Here is a 21,806-nt window from a genome sequence, read left to right as displayed (position 1 = left end):
TTGCACGCAGATACTGGCTGGGCGGGCTGCCCTGGGGCTGCCCACCCAGCTAGCCACTAGGCCATAGCCGGCTGCGGAGCAGGTTGTTCTTCCGGTTTGGGCTGGTCGGGCTTTTTGTCGCCGGCCGGCTTGGGTGGGCCACCCGCTACCTCCTCTTTTTCGAGCTGTTCCCGCGTTTTGGGCGGGCCGCTGATACGCTCCTGTAAGCTTTCAAAAATCAGGAACAGCACCGGGATGAAAAACACCCCGACCAGCGTGCCAAACAGCATACCGCCGATGGCGCCCGCCCCGATGCTCTTGTTGCCGTTGGCGCCCGCGCCGCTGGCAAACAGCAGCGGCAGCAGGCCAAACACGAACGCGAACGAGGTCATCAGGATGGGCCGCAGGCGGGCCTTGGCGCCCTCAATGGCGGCATCCAGAATTTCGAGGCCGTGGTCGCGGCGGCGGGCTAGCGAGAATTCAATAATCAGAATGGCGTTTTTTGCTAGCAGGCCGATGAGCATAATCACCGAAATCTGCAGGTAGATGTTGTTGTCGATGCCGAAGAGCCGGGCGAATAAGTACGTGCCGCTCAGGCCGATAGGAATCGATAAGAGCACCGCAAACGGCAAGATGTAGCTCTCATACTGCGCGCTCAGCAGCAGGTATACGAAGATGAGCGAGAGCGCGAAAATGTAGAGCGACTGCTTGCCGCTGCCCTGCTCCTCGCGGCTGATGCCCGAAAACTCGAACCCGTAGCCGGCCGGCAGCTTCTGGGCCGCCACTTCCTGAATGGCTACCAGCGCCTGCCCCGAGCTGACGCCCTCCTTGGGCGAGCCGTTGACTGAGATAGCCGTGAAGAGGTTGAAGCGCGACAAGGTTTCGGGACCAAAAACCCGCGTCAGCGTCACAAATTCGGTGATGGGCGCCATCGCGCCGGTGGCGTTGCGCACGAATATCTTACTCAGGCCCTCGGGGCTGGCGCGGTAGCTGGTGTCGGCCTGCACCATCACCCGGTACTGCTTGCCAAACTGGTTGAAATTAGAGGCATAGGAGCCCCCGTAGTACACCTGCATAGCGTTGAGAATGTCGGATTCCTTGAGGCCGGCTTCCTTCACCTTCGCCACGTTCACCGCCAGCTGATACTGCGGAAAGCCGGGATTGAAGGCGGTGGAGGCAAACTGGATTTCGGGCCGCTGGTTGAGCGCCGCCAGAAAATCCTGCGCCACTTTATAAAACTCGGCCACGGAGTGCCCGCCCCGGTCCTGAAGCTGAAACGTGAAGCCACCCGTCTGCCCGAAGCCCGTAATAGTGGGCTGCGAGTTGCTGCGGATTTCGCCGGCCCGGATGTGGGACGTAAGCTGCGTTATCTTCTTGATAACCGCCTCGTTGTTCATGTCCTTGCGCTCATCCCAGGGCTTGAGGCGCACAATCACCATGCCGTAGGCGCTACCCTGGCCGGCCAAAAAATTCTGGCCCGTAATGCGCAGCGTACCCCGCACCGCCGGAATGGTTCGAATCAGGCTATCGACCTCGTTGTTAACGGCCGTGGTGCGCTCCAGCGTGGAGGCGGGCGGCAGGCTCACGTTCACGAAAATGGTACCCATGTCCTCATTGGGTACGAAGCTGCTCGGGGTGCTCGTCATTAAAAAATACAGAAACCCGGCGAAGCCCGCCACGCCCGCCAGCGCCAGCCACTTGCGCCCCGCCAAAAACTGCACAGCGCGGGTGTACTTGCCCACCAGCGCATCATACGCCGCATTAAAGGCGATGCTGAAGCGCTGCATAAACGTCTTTTTCGGCGCACTGGCGCAGCCGGTGCGGGCTGGCCATCGGGGGCGGCCGGGTCGGCGGGGTTGGTCTGGTGGTGCGGCGGCAGCAGGAACAGCGCCGCCAGGGCCGGGCACAGCGTGAGCGCGTTGATGGCCGAAATCAGGATGGCCACCGCCAGCGTTATCCCGAATTGTTTATAAAACACGCCCACCGAGCCCGTAATAAACGTAACCGGTAAAAAAACCGCCGCCATTACCAGCGTGATGCTCAAAATAGCGCCGGTTATCTCGCTCATGGCGTCGATGGCGGCCTTGCGCGGCGAGGTGTAGCCGCTTTCGAGCTTGGCGTGCACAGCCTCGACTACTACAATGGCATCGTCCACCACAATGCCGATGGCCAGCACCAGCGCAAAGAGTGTCAGCAGGTTGATGCTGTAGCCGAATATCTTGAGAAAGAAAAAGGTGCCAATAATCGACACCGGCACCGACACGCCGTGGATAATCGTGGAGCGAAAATCCTGGAGAAAAATAAAAATTACCAGGAACACCAGCGCAAAGCATTCAACCAGCGTGTGAATTACCTTGTCAATCGACGCATCCAGAAAATCGTTGATATTCACCAGGTTGGTATAATGAATACCGGCCGGAAATGATTTCTCGGCTTCGGCTAGCACGGCTACCGATTTTTGAATAACGTCGCGGGCGTTCGAGCCCGGCGTCTGGTTCACCGAAATGCCCACCGAAGGCTTGCCAAACGTGGTGCTGTTGCTGGCGTAGTCCTGGGCCCCTAATTCGAGCCGGGCCACATCCTTGAGGTGCAGCAGCTGCCCCTGCGACGTACCCTTCAACACAATATTGCCAAACTGCTCGGTCGTGACGAGCTTGCCGGTGTACTTGATAACGTACTGAAAGCTTTGGTCCGAGTTCTGGCCAAACTGGCCGGGCGCGGCCTCCACGTTCTGGTCGGCCAGCGCGGCCGTAACGTCGGCCGGCGTGAGGCCATAGATTGCCATCACGTCGGGCTTGAGCCACACCCGCATGGCGTAGTTGCGCGAGCCGAAGGCATTGGCCGCGCCCACGCCATTTACCCGTTGCAGCTGCGGCGTGATATTAATAAGCGCGTAGTTCTGCAAAAACGTCTGGTCGTAGGCCGGGTTGTCGCTGTAGAGCGCAAAAATCAAGAGGTTGCTGCTCTGCTGCTTGCGCACCGTCACGCCGGCCAGGGTCACTTCCTGCGGCAGCAGGCTGGTGGCGCTGGCCACCCGGTTTTGCACGTCCACGGCCGCCTGGTCGGGGTCGGTGCCCACGTTGAAATACACCTGAATGCTGCCCGAGCCCGTGTTGGTAGCCGAGGAAGTCATGTAGGTCATGCCCTCCACGCCGTTTATCTGCTCTTCCAGCGGCACCAGCACGCTCTTGAGCACCACGTCGGCGTTGGCACCCGCGTAGCTGGCCGATACCTGCACGGTGGGCGGCGAAATATCGGGGTACTGCGCAATGGGCAGCGACAGCAGCCCCAGAATGCCCAGCAGCACGATGATAACCGAGATAACGGTAGAGAGCACGGGGCGCTCAATAAATATTTTCAGCATAAGGTAATTAGGATATAAGCGGCTGTATCAAGCACGTTTGGTAGTGCGCCCGCGAAGCAATGACCAAACGAAGGCTAGCCAGCCATTTCGGTCTTCGCGCTCTTCACTACTTTGGGCCGGATTTTCATCCCGTCCTTCAGGCCGCTGATGCCATCTACAATCACTTCCTGGCCCGCTTTCAGGCCTTTTTGCACCACGAAGGAGGCCCCGTTGGGCGTGGGCACCACCGTAATGGGCATGGCGTGGGCGGCCGTGTCGCGGCCCAGCACGTAGGCAAAGCGCTTGCCCTGCAGCTCATACGTAGCGCTCTGCGGAATGAGGAGCGCGTTGTCGAGTGGCTGAAAGGTGCGCACCGAGCCGCTGCTGCCGCTGCGCAAAAAGCCATGCTGGTTGGGAAACGTGGCGCGGAAGCTGCTGGCCCCGGTTTCGGTATTTATCTGGCCAATAGCGGTTTCGACGCGGCCGGGGTAGGGGTACACCGTGCCGTCGGCCAGCACTAGGCGCACGTCGGGTACCTTGGCTAGCTTGTCCTGCAAGGTGTTGCCGGGCCGGCGGCGGATAAAATTGAGCAGCGCCTTCTCGCTGAGCGAGAAGTAGGCGTACACATTGCCGATGCTCGAAATAGTGGTGAGCGGGGTAGTGGAAGTGCTGCTCACCAGCGCGCCGATTTTGTTCGGAATAGTGCCAATCACGCCATCCACGGGGCTCTTAATAACCGTGTAGCTAAGGTTGACCTGGGCATTGACCAGCGCCGCCTGGGCCTGGGCCAGGGCGGCTAGCTTGCTTTCGAGGGTATACTGCGCAGCCTCCAGCTCATACTTGCTGATGATGCCGCGCGCCACCAGCGGCTGCACCTTGCGCACGCCCATGCGGGCGGCGTCCACATCGGCCTGAGCCGTTTTGATGCCGGCCGCGGCCGTGCGCACCGCCTGCTCGTATTGCGGCGCCGAGATGCGGAAGAGCTTCTGGCCCTTCTTCACGCTAGCCCCCTCATCGACGTATATGGCGTCTACTGAGCCATCTATCTTGGGCCGGATTTCGACGTTTTGCTGGCCCTGAATAGAGGCCGGATAATCCTGGTACAGCGTCACCGTGTCGGGCTTCACCACGAGCACGGGGTAGTCCTTAATGGGCGGCGGCCCCCGTCTTTGCCGCCTTTGCCTGGCTTGCCATCGGCGGCAGTACTGTCTTTTTTGGAGCCACAGGCTGCCACGCTCAGCAAGGCCAGCAGCCCAGCCGCGAGGCCCGGTAATCGATTGCGCATCGTCTTAAAACGTATGAGTCGGGCCGTTCGGCTGGGCTAGCCTCTCCCTAAAAGACGAAGACCCCAACTATCCCGGCAGACGCTGCTATACGGCCGATGGGGAGGCCAGAGTTATGAGGGGCCGGTGAGCAGGCAATGGAATACGGAGCTTCTGGCCATCCGGACCGTTTTCAGGCCCTATTTGGGGCCGTATTAGTGATGGTGATGGTGGCCCGGCGCGGCGGGCTTGCCAAATACATTGACCAGCGCGCCCACCACAAACAGCGTGGCCCAGCACACGTAGAGCCAGCCGTAGCCGGTGGGCAGCGGCCGGCGCACGAGGTAGCGCATCAGCAGCTCGGCCCCGCCGCTCATCAGCAGCCCGGTGAAGGCGATAAACTGCCAGGAATTGAAGTGCGTGGGGCGATAGAGCTTGGCAAAATCCATGAGTGGAACGGGCAATAAAAAGGCAAAGAAAACGGGTGGCCCAACTTCGGGCGGGCTGGCGCGTACACCCTGGCACCGCCACTGGCCGCCGCCAGGCTAGCCCCGGCGGGCGAGGCCCGGCAAGTGGGCCACCCAGTAGCAACTACGTAAAACCACCCTGATTATGATACTCAGCGACGAGCTATTCGAAGAAGACGGCACCACGCCCAAAAAACAGGGCCAGCAAACCGATGCCCCCAACCAGAACCCGACCAACAGTATTCCGGCGGGCCACAACGAAGAGCTGGCCAAGCAGCGCGACTACCAGGAAGACCAGAGCAACAACAAGGCAAGCAACGACCCCAGCGCCGCCCGCAACACCGGCGCCAACGGCTACACCCAGCGCAGCGACCAGAAAGACCAGCTCCAGAACCTGCACATCGGCGGCTCGGAAACCGAGCCCCAGGGCGGCAGCAATCACGCCACCGCCGGCGAGCAGGCCCAGGGGCCCGGCTTCACCGAAGAGGGCAGCTACGAGCTGGGCGAAGGCATCCGGATGCACGACCAGCAGCTCGGCGACAGCACCACCAGCGGCCCCGCCCGCAAGCCCCAGGACGAAACCAGCAACTAAGCCTTTATTCCGAGTAGAAAAGTGCCGTATCCCGGCTGCCGGCCCCGCCCGGCAGCCGGGATACTTGTTTTGGGCCCTACGCCCCACGGGCTGTTGCCCTTAAGCAAAGCGCCACTTATCTTGCCGCGCCTTTTGACTTTTCTCTTAATGAATTTCTTCTTTACTGCGCGCGGCTTAGCGGCGGCAGCCGCTCCGTTTCTTTTTATTGGGCTAGCCAGCTGCAGCCATACGCCCGAAGCGGCCACCGCAACGGTGCCCCCCGCCGCGCCCGCTCCGGCGGCGGTGCCCGCTGCCGCCGCGCCCGTGGCAGTCGCCGCGGCCCCCAAAGCGGCCCCCATTAAGCAGCTGCCTAAGCAAAAGCTGGTTAAGCCCACCCCCGTGGCTCAGCCCGTAGCGGCCGCGCCGGCCGCGCCTACCCCCGAGGCGGCCCCTGCGGCTCCCGCCCCCGAGCCGGTAGCGGCGGCCCCCGCGGCCCCACCACCCGCACCCAGGCCGGCCGCGTACTCGACGAAAGCGGCCGCCCCCTAGTGGGAGCCACCGTGATGCTGCGCGGCAGCACCAAAGGCACCAGCACCGACGCCAACGGCAGCTACACCCTCGAAGTACCCAACGGCGAAAACACGTTTGTAGTCGGCTACGGCGGCTACCAGGACGAAACTGCCACCAGCCACGACGGCCAGCCCCTGAACGTGACGCTGCTGCCTTCGCCTAATAGCAAAGTCAAGAGTCGCCGCCGCTAGGGTACGCTGCCTTTATAGCAATTGCCACTACAAAAACGCCTGGATTTCCGCGGGAAGTCCGGGCGTTTCTGGTAATGGTAAAAATCGGCTAGGTCCCATGCCCGCCCAGCCGCTATACTTACGGCGGCTAAACGCTTATTCCTTTTGCATGAAACACGCCCTACTTTTCTCGGCTAGCCTGCTCGCCGCTAGTCAGCTGGCCACGGCCCAAACTTCGGCGCCCGGCACCGCTAGCCCCGCGCCCCGCGCCGAGGCCCGGCCGGCAGCCAGCCTCAGCGCCATTACGCAGGGATTGAAGAAGTTCGACGGCTATTTTCCGTTTTATTACGACGACAAAACCGGCAAGGTCTACCTGGAGGTAAGTCGCTTTGACCAGGAGTTTCTCTATTTCAGCTCGCTCCCCAGTGGCGTGGGGCTGGGTGGGCCCGAGCGCGGCGCGGCCACGTCGAGCCTCGCCAAGTTCGTGAAAGTCGGCCCTAAAGTGCTGCTGCTCGAACCCAACTATGCCTACCGCGCCTCGGGCCAGAACCCCGACGAGCAGCGCGCCGTGGAAAGTGCCTTCGCCAAATCCGTCATCTGGGGCTTCGCGCCGGTGGCCGTGGAGGGCGATAAGGTGCTGCTCGACCTCACGCCCTTCCTGGTGCGCGACAGCCAGAAGCTAACCGACCAGCTCGGCAAGCGCAGCTTCGCGGGCCTGCGCGGCGGGGCTGGCGGGCCGGCGCCCGCGCCCTACCGCTTCGATGAAACCCGCTCGGCCGTGTACCCCGACAATACGAAGAACTTTCCCAAAAACACTGAGTTTGAGGCGCTGGTAACTTTTGTGGGTGGGCCCAGCGCGGGCGGCAACGACTTTGGCTTTGGCAGCCCCGGCCTCGCGCCCGACCCCAACGCCGTGACCGTGCGCATGCACCAGTCGTTTGTGGAGCTGCCCCCGCCCGGGTTTAAGCCCCGCGAGTTTGACCCGCGCTCGGGCTTTTTTCCGTTCAGCTACCTCGATTTTTCGGTGCCCATGACCGAGCCGCTGACGCAGCGCTTTTCGCGGCGGCACCGGCTTGCAAAGAAAAACCCCGGCGCCCAAATCAGCGACCCGGTGGCGCCCATTGTATACTACGTGGACCGGGGCGCGCCGCCCGACATCAAGCGCGCGCTCATCGAGGGCGGCTCGTGGTGGAACCAGGCCTTCGAAGCCGCCGGCTACCGCAATGCGTTTATCGTGAAGGAATTGCCAGAAGGCGCCGACCCGATGGACATTCGCTACAACGTGGTGAATTGGGTGGACCGTGCTGGCAATCCGCGGGCGTTTTCGTTTGGCTCGTCGTACATCGACCCGCGTACCGGCGAGATTATCAAGGGCGTCGTCACGTTGGGTTCCGACCGCCACCGTCAGGACTACCTTATTGCCGAAGGCCTGCTTCAGCCGTATAAAAATGGCCGCAAAGCGCCCAAGGAGCTGGAAGACCTAGCGCTGGCCCGCATCCGGCAGCTCTCGGCCCACGAAATCGGCCACACGCTGGGGCTCTACCACAACTTCACCTCCAGCACCCACGAGCGCGGCTCGGTGATGGACTACCCCTTTCCGCGCTTTTCGCTGCGGGCCGATGGCAGCATCGACGTGTCGCAGGCCTACGCCACCGGTATTGGCAGCTGGGACAAGCGCGCGATTCTCTGGGGCTACCAGGATTTTCCGAAGGGCACCGACGAGTCGGCGGCCCTCAATAAAATCATGCGGGAAACACTTCAGCAGGGCCACATCTTCATTCCCGACATCGGCGGCTACGCGCACCCGCTGGCTAATCAGTGGGACGACGGCGAGAACGCCGTAACCCAGCTCACCAAGCTCATGGCCGTGCGCCGGCACGTGCTGGACACGTTTTCGGCCGATGCCCTGCCGGCCGGCGCGCCGCTAGCCACCCTGGAAGAAGTGCTGGTGCCCATGTACCTGCTGCACCGCTACCAGGTAGAGGCGGCGGCTAAGTCGCTGGGCGGCTTGTATTTCACCCACGCCGTGAAGGACGACGGCCAAGTGATTACCCGAATGGTAGAGCCCGCCGAGCAGTGGCGCGCCTTCGATGCGCTGCTGGCCACCGTGACGCCCGCCGCGCTGGCCCTGCCCGAAAAGCTCATCCAGCAGATTCCGCCCCGGCCGGCCGGCTACCCCAGCAGCCTCGAAACCTTTGCGGGCCACACCGGCCCGACCTTCGACCCGCTGGCCGCTGCCGAGGCAGCGGCCGCGCCCACCATCGCGGCCCTGCTCAGCCCCGAGCGCGCCGCCCGGCTGGTCGAGTATCAGGCCCGCGACGCCCGGCAGCCGGGCTTTATGCCGGTGGTGGATAAGCTGCTGGCCCAGACCTGGCAGGCGCCGCTCGCCCCCGGCTACCCCGGCGAGCTGCAAATAGTGGTGAATAACCTCACGCTAAAGCAGCTGCTCCAGCTAGCTGCCACCCCCGACCTCTCGGAGGGCGTGCGCGGGCAAAGCCTGCTCAAAATAACCGAGCTGCAAGCGTGGATGAAAAACCACCTCAACGCCGCCGAGCCCCGCCAGAAAGCCAACCTGCTCTTCGGCCTCGCCCAGATTAGCAAGTTTGAGGACGACCCCAATAAATTCACGCCCGCCCCGGCCCTTGAAATGCCGCCCGGCGCCCCCATTGGCTTGCCGGCGCTGGATTTTTTGGGTGATGACCAGGCGTATTAGGCTGAATAAAGCTTGTAGATAACCACCTGAAGCATGACTCTTCTAGAAGGGCCAGGGTCGAACGGTCAGCCCTACCTTTCGCCCCAATAAAGCCGTTTTTACCCGCTCTTTATGCACAAATACTTACTGGCTCTTACGCTGGCCGGCTCCGTAGCTGGGCCGGCCTTTGCCCAGGCGCCGCCCGTCCTCACGGCCCAGGACTACGCCCGGGCCGAGCAATTTATGGGCTACAACACGCAGCCCCTGGTCGACCACGCCATCGGCCAGCTCAACTGGCTGCCCAACGACCGGTTCTGGTACCGCACGATGACGGCGCAGGGCAGCGAGTTTGTGGTAGTAGACCCGGCGCGCAAAACCCGCACCGCCGCCTTCGACCAAGGCAAGCTAGCCACCGCGCTATCGGCCGCCAGCGGCCGGCCAGTTGAGGCCGCCCGGCTGCCGTTTCGCAGCTTCACCTTCTCGCCCGATGCGCAATCCATTGCCTTCACGGCGGGCGGCAAGCGCTACCGGTACGCGCTGGCGGGCGGCAAGCTGAGCCCCGACGACCCGCCCGGCGTGGGCGGCGCCATTAGTAAAAACGCTGATAATGAAGTGGTATCGCCCGATGGCCGCCTGGCCGCCTACATTCAGGACTACAACCTGTGGGTGCGCGATATCAAAACCAACCAGCAAACCCAACTCACCACCGACGGCGTGAAGGACTACGGCTACGCCACCGACAACGCGGGCTGGACGATGAGCGATGCGCCGGTGCTGCGCTGGTCGCCCGACTCGCGCAAAATCGCCACCTTCCAGCAAGACCAGCGCCGGGTGGGCGATATGTACCTGGTAACCACCAACGTGGGTCACCCCACGCTCAAAAGCTGGAAATACCCGCTGGCCGGCGACCAGGACATTGCCACCATCGAGCGGGTTATCATCGAGGTGAGCCCGGCCAAAGTGGTGCGCCTGCAACTGCCGCCCGACCCGCACCGGGGCTCGCTTTCCGATGATATTTCGAGCAGCGGCACCTTCGACGACGTGGACTGGAGCGCCGACGGTACGCAGCTGGCCTTCGTGTCGACCTCGCGCGACCACAAGCAGGAAAAGCTGCGGCTAGCCGATGCTGCCACCGGTGCCGTGCGCGAAGTGTTTGCCGAAACCGTGCCTACGCAGTACGAGTCGGGCTGGCACGCCATCAACTGGCGCTACCTGCCCAAAACCAAGGAAATTATCTGGTACTCGGAGCGCGACAACTGGGGCCACCTCTACCTCTACGACGCCACCACCGGCAAGGTCAAACACCAGATTACCAAGGGTAGCTGGCTCGTGACGCAGCTGCTGAAAGTGGACGAGCAGGCCCGCCAGCTCTACTTTCTGGCCGACGGCCGCGAGGCGAGCAACCCGTATTTCAGCCAGCTCTACCGCATTGGGCTCGATGGGAAGAACCTGACGTTGCTCACGCCCGAGGCCGGCAACCACCAAGTGGCGTTTTCGCCCTCGGGCCACTACTTTGTGGATAGCTATTCGCAGCCCAACGTGCCGCCGGTCAGCGTGTTGCGCGGCCTCGATGGCAAGCGCCTCGCCACGCTGGAGAAAACCGACATTGCGCGCCTCACTGCCAGCGGTTGGAAAGCGCCCACGCCCATCACGGTGAAGGCCCAGGACGGGCAGACTGATTTGTACGGGCTGCTCTTTACGCCTACCAGGCTTGACCCGGCCCGGAAGTATCCGGTTATCAACTACATCTATCCGGGGCCGCAGGGTGGGGGCGTGGGCAGCTGGTCGTTTGCCTCGGCCCGCAACGACCACCAGGCCCTAGCCGAGCTGGGCTTTGTGGTGGTGGTGATTGAGGGCAGCTGCAACCCACTGCGTTCCAAAAGCTTCCACGATGCCTGCTACGGCAACATGGCCGAAAACACCCTCGGCGACCAAGTGGCCGGCATGCGCCAGCTCGCCCAGCGCTACCCGTATATCGACCTGGGCCGGGCCGGTATCTGGGGCCACTCGGGCGGCGGCTACGCCACGGCGGCAGCCATGTTCCGCTACCCCGATTTCTTCAAGGTCGGCATCTCGGAGTCGGGCAACCACGAAAACCGCAACTACGAGGACGACTGGGCCGAGCGCTACATCGGCCTGCTAAAAACCAACCCCGACGGCACCACTAATTACGACAACCAGGCCAACGCGCTCTTCGCTAAGAATCTGAAAGGCAAGCTGATGCTAGCCCACGGCTTGCTGGACAACAATGTGCCGCCCTATAACACCTGGCTGGTAGTGGATGCCCTCACCAAGGCCAACAAGAGCTACGACCTCGTGGTATTTCCGCAGGCCCAGCACGGCTACGGCCAGTACTCGCCCTACATGACGCGCCGCCGCTGGGACTACTTCGTGCAGAATCTGGCCGGCGCCACCCCGCCCCACGACTACGAAATGACGCCCCGGCCTGACCCGCGCACGGAGGTGCAGTAATTATTCTGGCGCCTAACCTCACCCCAAAAACAAGCGTGCCCCTGGCTTTCATCCGAAGCCAGGGGCACGCTTGTTTTACAACTTTTAAAATGCTAGGCCCCGCCCATCCTTCGCCCAAACAAAAAGTACACCGGCAGCCCCAGCGCCACCAGGCCCAGGCCGTAGCGCGAGTACTCGGCCGTATCGGGCGCGATGAGCAGAATGATGCAGAAAGCCGAGGCCAGCGCCACGTAGAGGCCCGGTAGCACCGGGTAGCCCCAGGCGCGGTAGGGGCGGGGTGCGTCGGGCCGGGCGCGGCGCAGCACAAAAATCCCGATTATCGTGATGAGATAGAACAAGATAACCGAGAACATGACGTAGTTGAGCAGCTGCCCGTAGCTGCCGCTCAGGCACAGCAGGCAGGCCCAGAGGCACTGCACCCACAGCGCGCGGCCCGGCACGCCGGCGCGGTTGAGGATGGCGAGCGAGGGGAAAAACAGGCCGTCCTTGGCCATGGCGAAGTAGGCGCGGGCGCCGCTCAGGATGATGCCGTTGTTGGCCCCGAAGGTGCTGAGCATGATGAGCACGGCCAGCACGTAGGCGCCGGCCGGGCCCATCACCCGCTCGGCCACTGCCGTGGCAACGCGGTCGTCGGTGGCGTACTGAATGCCGCGGCCGGCTAGGGTCGCGGCCTCGGGCGAGCCCTGGAGGGGCAGCACCAGCAGGTACACGATGTTAATGAGAATGTAGAGCGCCGTGACGATGGCCGTGCCGATGGCCATGCTGCGCACCAGCGTGCGCTCGGGATTCTGAATTTCCTCGCCCGCGAAACCGATGTTGTTCCAGGAGTCGGACGAGAACAGCGAGCCCGTCATGGCCATGCCGATGCCGATGAGGAGGCTGCCAGTGCCCAGCGGCACGATGCCGCCGCTAGCCCCCGGCGCGGGCGAGCGCGTGGCGTGCCAGAGGTCGTGGAAGTTGGCCTGCACGGCCTCGGCGTTCAGCCCCAGAAACAGGCCGAACAGGATGAGCAGCGCCAGCGCCACCAGCTTGGTCGAGCTGAGCACGTTCTGGATGAGCTTGCCGGCCTGCACGCCGCGCGCGTTCACGGCCGTGATGGCCACGATGAGGATGATGGCCAGCAGCTGCACCGAGCTAAAGGGAAAGGGCCCGATGTTGAACAGCACATGCTTGACCGAAAACCACGGCCAGATAACGCCCGTGAACTTGGCAAAGGCCACGGCCACGGCCGCGATTACGCCGGTTTGAATGACGAGAAACAGCGTCCAGCCATAGAGAAACGCCACCAGCTTGCCAAAAGCTTCGCGCAAATACACGTACTGCCCGCCCACCTTGGGGAACATGGCCGCCAGCTCGCCGTAGCTGATGGCGCCGGCCATCGTGATAAGGCCGGTGAGCAGCCACACCACCAGCAGCCAGCCCGCTGAGCCCACCTGCCGGGCAATGTCGGCCGACACCAAGAAAATACCCGAGCCAATCATGGAGCCCGTCACGAGCATCACGGAGTCGAATAGCGTGAGCGCGCGCTTGAAGTGGCCGGGCGCGTCGGCCGGGGCGTTGGGAGCAGAGGAAGAGGGTAGGGCGTCGGCCATAAATGCGGAGGGCTGGGGCAGTTTTTTGCCAAAGAAACGACCGTACCATGCAATGCAACCCCGCCCGGCTCAGCTGGCCTCATAGAGGCGCCCCTTTTTGCTGGGTTTTGGCTATGATTTATCGACTCCGGTTTCCCCTGCTTGCCACTGTGCTGTTTTGCCTTACTTCGATGGCGGGCTGTCCCAATAAGGTGCCGGCCGGGCAGTTCACGGTAGTAAAAGGCATTGTCACCAGCCTGCGCAGCGGCCGGCCGCTGCCCGGCGCGTTGGTGGCGTTAATCTCTGCCAACGACTATAATCTGCAAAACTACGACTTGATTGACACCGTGCATACCGATGCGCAGGGCGCTTACACGCTCAGCTTTACTAATAAAAAGGGCCTTTATTATGGCGTTGACTGCGGGCAACTTAGGGGGGGCAGCTATAAGCCTTACTGGCAACCTCACCTCGATTTCCCTGATTCGGTCGTCACTCCGGCGGGCGGCTTTCTACGGCTAGGCACGAAGGACGTGGTAATTGGGCAAACCAACGTCGTCAATTTTCGACCCTCGCCCCGGCGCGTGTGGCAGGTGCAGGTAGATACGCGGACTACCGGCTACCAATATCTGGATTTCATCGAGCAGTACTATAGTGTGCCCGTGGGACCGGCCGATAATCAGCACCGCCTGGTAACTATCTATCAGGCACTGCCTTTTACGACGGCCGCACCACAAAATTTTTACCAAACTCCAGGTGTGCTGCCGAAGGCGCTTTTTAGGCGGTCCGCATCTGGCACCACCGGAACTACCCAAGATACCGTGGTGCAGCTGGCACCCATTACTCCCCTTACCGGCGATACGGTGAAGGCCACGCTAAAATTTGGGCACTAAAGAGTAACCTTCGGGCCGGGCTATCGCTCTTAATAACTTGCTAAGCCGCCCGGCAGCCTACTTTTGCCACCATGTCCCGCAAGCTTCTGGCCCTGTTGGTAGCGCTGGTAGTGCTGCTGTCGCTGGCCACTTACGTCTACTACCGCCGCACGCTGGCTGCCCGCTCCGTTGACCCCTACGCCCTGGTGCCCGACGACGCGGTGCTGGTGCTGGCCACCCGCGACCACGCCGCCCTGGTGCAGCACCTGCAGGAAGCCGGCGTGTGGGACAATATCACCGGCGTGCGCTACTTCCAGCAGGTGGCCGGTCCGCTAGCCCTCGCCGATAGCCTTGACACCGGCGGGCGGCCCGCCGTGGCGGGCGCGGTAGCGGGCCGCCCGCGCGGCTTGCTGGCGCTGCTGGGTAAGAAGCTCGTGCTCACTTCGCTGCATATCACCGGGCCGGGGCAGGTTGATGTGCTTTACCAAATTCCGCTGGCGAGCGTGCGCGAATACCGGCAGGCGCGGGGCCTGCTCGAAACGCTCGGTCGCGACCCGCGCTACCGCTTCAGCCTGCGCGATTACGAGGGCTATGAATTGCAGGAATTAACGGCGCAGGCGGGCGGCAAGCTTACGGTGCTCAACTACCGCAATCATTTGCTGGTCAGCACCCACGCCGCGCTGGTTGAAGCCGTGGTGCACCGCCTGGGCCACCCCGAGGCGCCCACCGTGCGCGCCGGTTTCGGGGCTACCGATTTGCTGCGCCTGCGCGACGTGGATGCCACCCTATTCGTTAATTTCCGGCGGGTGCCGGCCCTGCTCGACGTGCTGTTTCAGCCCGGCACCCACGCCCTGCTCGACCAGGCACTGGCCCTCAGCCACGAGACGCTGCTAGGCCTCAAATTCGGCCCCGGCCAACTTACCCTCACCGGCTTCGCCAATCCCGAAACGGCCGCTAACTCGTGGCAGCAACCCCTGCACGGCCAGCCGGCCCAGTCCCTGCGCCCGCTGGCCGATGTGCTGCCCCTGCGCACGGCCCTGGTGCTGGCCGTGGCCGGGCGGCTAGCTCCCGTGCCCGCCCCCGACACCCTGCGCGCCCCCCGCGCCGTTCTCGACAGCCTGCGCGCGACGCTGGCGCCGGGGGCCACGCTGGCCTACCTGGCGGCCGCGGCGCCGGGCATTGCACCGGCCCGCCTTACGCTGCTGCGCAGCCGGGCGCCGGGCCATACGGCGCAGTGGCTGGCCCGCCTGCGGCGGCTGGGCGGAGCCTCGCCAGCCTTTGGCCGGGTGGGCAATTACGAGGTACACGAGGCTGGCTTTCAGAGCGCGGCTTTGCTAGGGCCGCTGGCCAACCCTACGCCAACCAATGCGATACTGAGCACCGCATTGGTTGGCAACTACTTAGTGGTAAGTGATGACGCCACCCTGCGCGCCTACCTGGCCGACGTAGTCGCTGGCCAGGTGTGGAGCCGCTCGGCTGCGCAGGTTGCCCTGCTGCAACAAACCCAGCCGCTGGCCCGCCTTACGCTGCTGGCCGATGTGCGCCAGGGCTGGAACGCCCTGCTCGGCTCGCTGGCCGAAGAGCGCCGCGCTGGTTTGCTGCGCAATGAGAGCCTGCTGCGCCACTTTTCGCAGGTGGCCTGGCAGCTCGTGCCGCCCGAGCAGGCCGCCGACGAAGCCCGGCCCGGCAGCCAGTACTTTGCCCAACTCTTGCTGCGCCGCCCCGGCCAGGGGCTAACCCCCGACTCGGCGGCCTCGGGCAGCGGGGCTAGCCTGCGCTTTCGCACGCCGCTGGCCGGCCAGCCCTATTTGCTGCCCGCCGTGCCCGCCACCGATGGCACGCTGGCGGCTCCCGTGCTGGTGGCCGACTCGCTGGGGGTGCTTTCGCTGCTGCCCGCTGGTACTGCCGGCCGCGCCTGGGCCGATAGCCTGCCCGGCCCGGTGGTGGGCCCGCCGCGCTTGCTGCGGGGGCGCCTGCTGCTGGCCACGGCGCACCGCGTGCATTGGCTTAGCCCGGCCGATGGCCGCGAGGCGCCCGGCTTCCCGCTCAACCTGCCCGACTCGGTAACGGTGGCTAGCGTGGCGGCCGGCACTGCCACGCGCCTGCTGGTGGCTACTACTACCAATGACCTATTACTCTTTGACACCAACGGCCGCCGCTACCCCGGCTGGCCCCATCGCCTCGAAGCACCGCTGGCTGGCCCGCCCGCGCTGCTCACCGTGGGCGGGCGCGATGTGGTGGTAGTGGCCCTGCGCAATGGCTACGTGTATGCCTTCGACCAGGCCGGCAGCCGCTACCCTGGTTTTCCGGTGAGCGCCGGCGCGCGGCTCGAAGGGCCGCTGCTCACTACCGCCGGCCCCACGCTGGCCCGCAGCCAGGTGCGCGTGGTGAACCAGCACGGCGAGCTGCTGAGCATCACGCTGAGCGGCGACATCGGCCCCCGGCGCCGCATCGCCACCTGGAGCCGCACGGCTAGCTTTCGCCTCGTGCCGGAGGCTGGCGGGCACGCCGGCTCGTTTGTGGTAGTGCGCCAGGATGGCGGCCAGCTCGACGTATTCAGCCCCGGCAGCGCGGTGCCGCTGCTCAGCCGCCAGCTGCTTACCTCGGGCGACAAGCCGGTGCAGTGGTTCGATTTCGACCCTACCCACCAGGTGCTGGCCCTCACCGAGCCGCTGCCGGGGCAGGTAGCGCTCTTCGACGGCCAGGGCCGCGCGCTGGGGGCCGGCGCGGGCTCGCCTAGTCCGGCCGGCACCTGGCCCAGCACCGGGGGCGGCGTGGCCCTGCGCTACGAGGCCGCCCGCCAACGCTACCAGCTTACGCGCTACGTGCGCCGCGAGCTGCGCCGCGATGAAGTGCGGACCCAATAAGGCAGCGCGCCCGCAGGGCTAGTGGGCAGTCTTTTAAGATTAAGGAGCTAACCAGTAATAAGTTGCTTAATGCTCGGCTGGAGAGTTGGGCGGATAATACTCCAGTGCTGAAAAGGGCTAGCCAGCAACTGGCGCGGGCAGCTCCAGCACCCGCGTTACGCTGCGCGGGATGTCGGCGGCATAGTGGCTCACGAAAACCAGCGCTACGGGGCTAGCGGCGCAGAGGGCATCGAGCACCGCCCGAAAGTAGGGCTGCTGCGCCGCGTCGAGGCCTTGGCCGGGCTCATCGAGCAGCAGGAGCGGCGGGTTTTTGACCAATGCCCGCGCCACCAGGCACAGGCGCTGCACGCTGGCCGGCGCCTGCCGCAGGGGCTGGGCGGCGTGCTCGGCCAGGTGCAGCACGGCTAGCCAGGCATCGGCCGTAGCGAGCTGGGCGGGCGTGGCCCGGCCCGGCCCCAGCGTGTCGGCAAAGCCGGAGGCCACCACTTGCCGGCAGGTGGGCTGGCCGGGGAAGTATTGCAGCAGCTCGGGCGACACGTAGCCGACGCGCTGCTTAATGTCCCAGATGCTCTCGCCCGTGCCCCGGCGCCGGTCAAAGAGCGTGATGCACTGGCTGTATGCCTGGGGGTTGTCGCCGTTTAAGAGGCTGATAATCGTAGACTTGCCCGCCCCATTCGGCCCCAGCAGCGCCCATCGCTCGCCGGGCTTTATTTCCCAGCTCAGCCGGTCGAGGATGAGGCGCTCACCGTAGCGAATGGTCACGTTTTCGAGCCTGGCCAGGGTGCTGAACGCTGGCGGCGCGGGCGGCCACAGCGCCGCCAGGGCCACCGCATCGGGCAGGAGCGGGGTGGGCGCGGCGGCCGGCTGGTAGTCGGCCAAGGGTAACACGTGGGTTACACGGCCCTCGGCTAGCCTCGCTACCTGCTTCACAATCGCCGGAATCTCGCCCGGCGTGGTGGCCAGCACCACGGTAGTGCCCGCGGCCGCCACCTCGGCCAGCAGCGCGTCAAAATCGGCCCGGCTCGCCGTGTCGAGGCCAGCCAGCGGGTTATCCAGCAAGAGCAGCGCCGGATTGCGCAGTAGCGCCCTGGCCAGGCGCAGGCGCTTGGTTTCACCGTTGGAGAGCTGAATGAGCGGCTGGGGCTGCAAGTGCGTGAGGCGCAGGCGCTCTACCACGCGGGCGTAGGTCCAGGCCGCCCTCGGCGCGGGCGCGGGGCTAGCCAGCAGGTATTCGCGCACGGTGGGCACCTCCTCGGCCGCCGTGGCCTCGTAGCGCTGCTGATAGTACAGCTCGCTGCCGCCCGGCCGCGCCCGAAAGGGTGCCCGCGTGCCCACCAGGCTCACTACTTGCCGCCACGCGGCCAGCGGGTCGGTGGGGTGGCGCTGGCGGGCGGCGGCCTCCAGGCCGGGGGTGGTGGCCCGGCCACCCGTGAGCAGCAATTGCCCGGCCAGCGCCGCCAGCAGGGCGCTCTTGCCCGCGCCGCTAGGCCCCACCAGCGCCAGGTGCTGCCCCGGCTCGATGCGTAGGCTAAGGTCAGCGAAAAGTATCCGGTCGAGGTGCCGCACGGTTACGTGCGCAAAGGTTAGCAGGGGAGTCGGCATGGGAAAAAGTGGCGCCCGCCCTAGCTTGCGCCGAGTAAGCAGCCGCGCAAGCTAGCGCGCCAGCCGCATTTTTGCCCTATGCCTTTTTCCCTTGGCCTCGTCGTAGGCAAGTTCTGGCCGCCGCACCGGGGCCACCAGCTCCTGCTCGAAACCGCTGCCGCCCAGGTGGCCGAGCTGCTCGTGCTCGTCTATGCCCACCCCGACGATGCCGTGCACCCCGCGCCCACGCGCGCCGCCTGGCTGCGCGAGCTCTACCGGGGCGACGACCTTGCTCAGGGCCCGCGCGCGGGCACCACGCCGCTGCGCATCATTGCCCTCACCGCCGAAGCCGACGGCGTGCCCCCCGACGCGGCCGACGACCACACCCACCGCGAATTTGTGCGCCAGTGGCTGGCTAGCCACGGCTACCGCCCCGAGGTAGTATTCAGCAGCGAAGCCTACGGCCCCGGCTTTGCCGCGCACCTGGGCGCCGCGCACGTGCTCGTCGATGAGCCCCGCCAGCAGGTGCCCGTGAGCGGCACCGGCCTGCGCGCGGCGCTCGCCGCCGATGCCACCTACTACCACCTGCTCGATTCGCGCTACCTGCACCCGTTCATCGCGGCGCAATACGGGGCCGTGCCGCCCACCGCCGTGCCGCGCCTGGTGCTGCTAGGGGCCGAAAGCAGCGGCAAAACCACCCTGGCCACGGCCCTGGCTGAGGCGCTCGGCACCGCCTGGGTGCCCGAATACGGCCGCACGCTCCACGAGCAAAAACACGGCGCGCTCGCCTACGAGGACCTGCTTTACATCGGCCGCCGCCAGCTGGAGCTGGAAGATGCCGCCGCGCCCCAGGCCCACGGCTGGCTCGTCTGCGATACCAACGCGGCTACCACGGCCCTGTATTCCTACTACTATTTTCACCGCTGCGACCCGGCTTTACAGGCGCTGGCTAGGGTGTGCGGCGCGCGCTACGCCCACACCTTCGTGTGCCTGCCCACCGTGCCCTTCGAGCAGGATGGCTGGCGCGGCCCCGAAGCGCTGCGCCAGTTTCAGCACGGCGCTATTTTGATGCAGCTGGAGCTGCTGGGGATTCCTTATACGTTGCTCGATGGCAGCGTGGCAGAAAGGGTGGCGCAGGTGCGGGCGGCGCTAGGTGTTACTTCAGTTGAAGACAGCGTGTAGCCAATGAAATGGTCTAGATTCCTGCTTGTTAATAGCATTTTCTTAATGAGTATGGTAGCGCTTACTATCTATTGGGCAGTCAGCTATGGTGCTTACACTCATGTCAAGGGTGACGAAAGTTTCGTTTTTATGGAGATGCTTGCTGGGTTAGGATATCTTGGACTTGGGGCTAATGCTTTGTATGTGAAGAGTATAAGTTGGTTGGTAGCACTGGTGATGCCACTAGTTTTAAGTGGGTTAGCTGTTGTGCTGGTATTCGCCGCATTGATGTTATTATCCATGAGCGGATACCCGGCGCAGCTTATCATTAGCTATGGAGTTTCCTATAGTATCGTTACTCTTAGCACGATTGTTCGCGGGGCCTATAAACGTAAATTTATTGCCTCCTAAAATATCTAGCTAGCGCGAGTTTAGGCGTAATCGTAATTATAGCGGATTCATGAACGGTGTACGTGATAGCCACAGTGATTAAACCACGCTTTCGCATCGGGGCCAGTAAGCCAGTCGATGGCGGTATGTAAGGCTTCTTCGAGCGCGTCGCGGGTCCGTGCCTGGGCGTGGCGCAGCTTGGTTTTGAGCTTGCTCCAGGCCTGCTCGATGGGGGTAAAGTCGGGCGAGTAGGGGGGCAGAAACAGCACTTCGATGCCGCGCCGGGCTAGCCACTCCCGCAGCCCGGTCAGGTGATGCACCCGCAGGTTGTCGAGGACCAGCACGTCCCCGCGCCGTAGCTGCGGGGCCAGGATGCGGCTGATATACAGGGCGAAGCTGCGCTGATTCAAGGCCCCTTCCAGCACCTGGACCCCGTGCAGCCCGTGCACGGACAAGGCGCCAATTAAGGTTAGGGAGCGGGCCGGGCGGCGCAACGGTACGGCCCCACTCACACGCTGGCCGGCCTGCGCCCGGCCATAGCGCCGCGTGTAGTCTAGGCGCAGGCCGGTCTCGTCCAGAAAATGAAAGCGGGCTACGTCGGGGCGTTGCGCGATAGCCGCGACGTGCGCGCTGCGCAAGGCGTGTACCCGGGGCGTATCGCGCTCAGTGGCGTGCAGGCTTTTTTTTACGTCGCCAGCCTTGTTCGTGTAGCACCCGCCAGACGGAGCCCCGGCTAACGGCTTGCCCGCGCTCAACCAGCAGGAGCGTCTGTAACTCGGCCAGGGTGGCATCGGGTTGGGCCGCCACCTGCTCCCCGAGCCAGGCCTGCGCCGCCGCATCCAGGCAGCGGGCCGGACCACCGCGGCCGGGCAGGGCGGCCAACTGCCCGCTTTGCCGCTGGCGACGCAGCAGCTTGCCGACGAAGGCCACACTCACGCAAAACCGGGCGGCGACGTGGGCTTGTCGCGCCCCGGGCTCGGCACACGCTTGCGCGATACGCTGCCGCAAATCAAGAGAATAGGCTTGCATACACCCGGTACGTAAACAGCTTTATAGTAGCTACACCGTTCTAGAATCCGCTATAGCGTTTTTTATTAGGGATGGCTGTGCCTCCCGTATAACGAGTTAGCCGAATGCACCTTGCGGCGCCCACCCGCTACCAGCGCGAGTTTAGCGCAGCGCAACTCGCGCTGGTAGCCGAAAAATATGCCTCTGTAGTTTGGTTTAGTCGGTAAAAGGGATATACCAGCCCAGATAATTTGCCATGAAAGAAATTATTGGCTTAGCAGTACTCGCCAGCGGCTTGTTTGGGGCGGCGCTGGGGCTTGGCGGCTACGGGCTGCTGAGGCACAGAAAGCGACTACTGTATCTGGCGGCAGCGAGTGCATCGCTGAGCCTGCTGGTAGCTAGCTGGACGGCTTACCGCGCATTTTATAAATCATATCGCCACGTGGCCGAAGCCGTCAGGCCCCGCAATGGCGCCGAAATCTATGCGGCGCTCTTTGGTCGAAGTTCCGTAGCCTGCACCCAGGTTATCGAGTCGCAAGACCAAGTAATACCAAGAATAGACTACGCCATTTGGCTGCATTTCAAAACTTGCCCCAGTGAATTCAAGCGGCTCTTGGCGCGGCACCCATTCGACGGGGATAAAGTGCCGACTGCGCAGTGGTTAGAAAAAATTCCGGGTGCCGGGAATATCCAGTGGTTTCGGCCGCAGGCGATGGGCGATACTATTCTGGTTTATGAATACGCCACTGCGAACAGCCGGAACATTCAAACCTTTTGGGCTTCTCGTGATAGCACCGAAGTGTTTTACCGGGATATTGCTGACTAAAGCTAAC

18 protein-coding genes are annotated in these 21,806 nt (G+C 63.9%); 10 read left to right on the top strand and 8 right to left on the bottom strand.

Translation table 11 applies throughout. The features are described 5' to 3' along the window. Positions 1–56: 56 nt before the first annotated feature. The 4 genes from GKZ68_RS22020 to GKZ68_RS08210 form a co-directional block, all read right to left on the bottom strand. A complete protein-coding gene (locus GKZ68_RS22020) occupies positions 57–1,721 on the bottom strand; it encodes an efflux RND transporter permease subunit (RefSeq protein WP_254244265.1) in 1,665 nt (554 codons plus the stop codon). Next, entirely contained in the window at positions 1,625–3,343 is a 1,719-nt protein-coding gene (locus GKZ68_RS22015; protein WP_254244214.1) for an efflux RND transporter permease subunit, read from the bottom strand. The genes GKZ68_RS22020 and GKZ68_RS22015 overlap by 97 nt, the downstream gene beginning before the upstream one ends. 74 nt (positions 3,344–3,417) lie before the next feature. Beyond that, on the bottom strand, positions 3,418–4,458 hold the full coding sequence (locus GKZ68_RS08215; RefSeq protein WP_217275339.1) for an efflux RND transporter periplasmic adaptor subunit: 1,041 nt from the start codon (positions 4,456–4,458) through the stop codon (positions 3,418–3,420). A gap of 341 nt (positions 4,459–4,799) precedes the next feature. Continuing rightward, entirely contained in the window at positions 4,800–5,048 is a 249-nt protein-coding gene (locus GKZ68_RS08210) for a hypothetical protein (RefSeq protein WP_173113095.1), read from the bottom strand. A gap of 148 nt (positions 5,049–5,196) precedes the next feature. Between GKZ68_RS08210 and GKZ68_RS08205 the strand changes: the two genes are divergently transcribed. From GKZ68_RS08205 to GKZ68_RS08185, 5 genes are all read left to right on the top strand, one after another. Then, a complete protein-coding gene (locus GKZ68_RS08205) occupies positions 5,197–5,643 on the top strand; it encodes a hypothetical protein (RefSeq protein ID WP_173113092.1) in 447 nt (148 codons plus the stop codon). A gap of 132 nt (positions 5,644–5,775) precedes the next feature. Then, positions 5,776–6,171 (top strand): hypothetical protein, encoded by a 396-nt coding sequence (locus GKZ68_RS08200; RefSeq protein ID WP_173109581.1) that lies wholly within the window; start codon positions 5,776–5,778, stop codon positions 6,169–6,171. Next, on the top strand, positions 6,171–6,383 hold the full coding sequence (locus GKZ68_RS08195; protein WP_173113089.1) for a carboxypeptidase-like regulatory domain-containing protein: 213 nt from the start codon (positions 6,171–6,173) through the stop codon (positions 6,381–6,383). The genes GKZ68_RS08200 and GKZ68_RS08195 overlap by 1 nt, the downstream gene beginning before the upstream one ends. A gap of 148 nt (positions 6,384–6,531) precedes the next feature. Beyond that, positions 6,532–9,075: a zinc-dependent metalloprotease gene (locus GKZ68_RS08190; RefSeq protein ID WP_173113087.1), complete on the top strand. Its 2,544-nt coding sequence runs from the start codon at positions 6,532–6,534 to the stop codon at positions 9,073–9,075. Positions 9,076–9,186: 111 nt separating this feature from the next. Then, positions 9,187–11,526 carry a DPP IV N-terminal domain-containing protein gene (locus GKZ68_RS08185; RefSeq protein ID WP_173113084.1) on the top strand — a complete coding sequence of 780 codons (2,340 nt, stop codon included), beginning with the start codon at positions 9,187–9,189 and terminating at the stop codon, positions 11,524–11,526. 92 nt (positions 11,527–11,618) lie between these two features. On the opposite strand, the gene GKZ68_RS08180 is transcribed toward GKZ68_RS08185, so the two are convergent. Continuing rightward, on the bottom strand, positions 11,619–13,118 hold the full coding sequence (locus tag GKZ68_RS08180) for an APC family permease (protein ID WP_173113081.1): 1,500 nt from the start codon (positions 13,116–13,118) through the stop codon (positions 11,619–11,621). 113 nt (positions 13,119–13,231) lie between these two features. Between GKZ68_RS08180 and GKZ68_RS08175 the strand changes: the two genes are divergently transcribed. Together GKZ68_RS08175 and GKZ68_RS08170 are read left to right on the top strand one after the other, a co-directional pair. After that, positions 13,232–13,987 carry a hypothetical protein gene (locus GKZ68_RS08175; protein ID WP_173113078.1) on the top strand — a complete coding sequence of 252 codons (756 nt, stop codon included), beginning with the start codon at positions 13,232–13,234 and terminating at the stop codon, positions 13,985–13,987. 71 nt (positions 13,988–14,058) lie between these two features. After that, positions 14,059–16,833: a hypothetical protein gene (locus GKZ68_RS08170; RefSeq protein ID WP_173113075.1), complete on the top strand. Its 2,775-nt coding sequence runs from the start codon at positions 14,059–14,061 to the stop codon at positions 16,831–16,833. Positions 16,834–16,950: 117 nt separating this feature from the next. Here the strand turns inward: GKZ68_RS08170 and GKZ68_RS08165 are convergent, their stop codons facing one another. Next, positions 16,951–18,435, bottom strand: a complete 1,485-nt coding sequence (locus GKZ68_RS08165) for an ATP-binding cassette domain-containing protein (RefSeq protein WP_173113073.1) — start codon at positions 18,433–18,435, stop codon at positions 16,951–16,953. Positions 18,436–18,513: 78 nt separating this feature from the next. On the opposite strand from GKZ68_RS08165, the gene GKZ68_RS08160 reads away from it, so the two are divergent. Both GKZ68_RS08160 and GKZ68_RS08155 read left to right on the top strand, forming a co-directional pair. Next, positions 18,514–19,596 carry an AAA family ATPase gene (locus tag GKZ68_RS08160; RefSeq protein WP_173113057.1) on the top strand — a complete coding sequence of 361 codons (1,083 nt, stop codon included), beginning with the start codon at positions 18,514–18,516 and terminating at the stop codon, positions 19,594–19,596. Positions 19,597–19,647: 51 nt separating this feature from the next. Then, positions 19,648–19,986 (top strand): hypothetical protein, encoded by a 339-nt coding sequence (locus GKZ68_RS08155; RefSeq protein ID WP_173113054.1) that lies wholly within the window; start codon positions 19,648–19,650, stop codon positions 19,984–19,986. Between the two features lie 47 nt (positions 19,987–20,033). Here the strand turns inward: GKZ68_RS08155 and GKZ68_RS08150 are convergent, their stop codons facing one another. After that, the gene (locus GKZ68_RS08150; RefSeq protein WP_302051990.1) at positions 20,034–20,720 is read right to left on the bottom strand and encodes an IS630 family transposase; all 687 of its coding nucleotides are present in this window, start codon (positions 20,718–20,720) and stop codon (positions 20,034–20,036) included. Continuing rightward, positions 20,629–20,994 (bottom strand): helix-turn-helix domain-containing protein, encoded by a 366-nt coding sequence (locus GKZ68_RS08145; protein WP_173110521.1) that lies wholly within the window; start codon positions 20,992–20,994, stop codon positions 20,629–20,631. Before GKZ68_RS08145 ends, GKZ68_RS08150 begins: the two co-directional genes overlap by 92 nt. 235 nt (positions 20,995–21,229) lie before the next feature. On the opposite strand from GKZ68_RS08145, the gene GKZ68_RS08140 reads away from it, so the two are divergent. After that, on the top strand, positions 21,230–21,799 hold the full coding sequence (locus GKZ68_RS08140) for a hypothetical protein (RefSeq protein WP_173113051.1): 570 nt from the start codon (positions 21,230–21,232) through the stop codon (positions 21,797–21,799). Positions 21,800–21,806: the final 7 nt, after the last annotated feature.

Source organism: Hymenobacter sp. BRD128, assembly GCF_013256625.1.
GTDB lineage: Bacteria > Bacteroidota > Bacteroidia > Cytophagales > Hymenobacteraceae > Hymenobacter.
The sequence above is the reverse complement of the archived record's forward strand: the minus strand, read 5'-3'. Positions and strand labels throughout refer to the sequence as shown.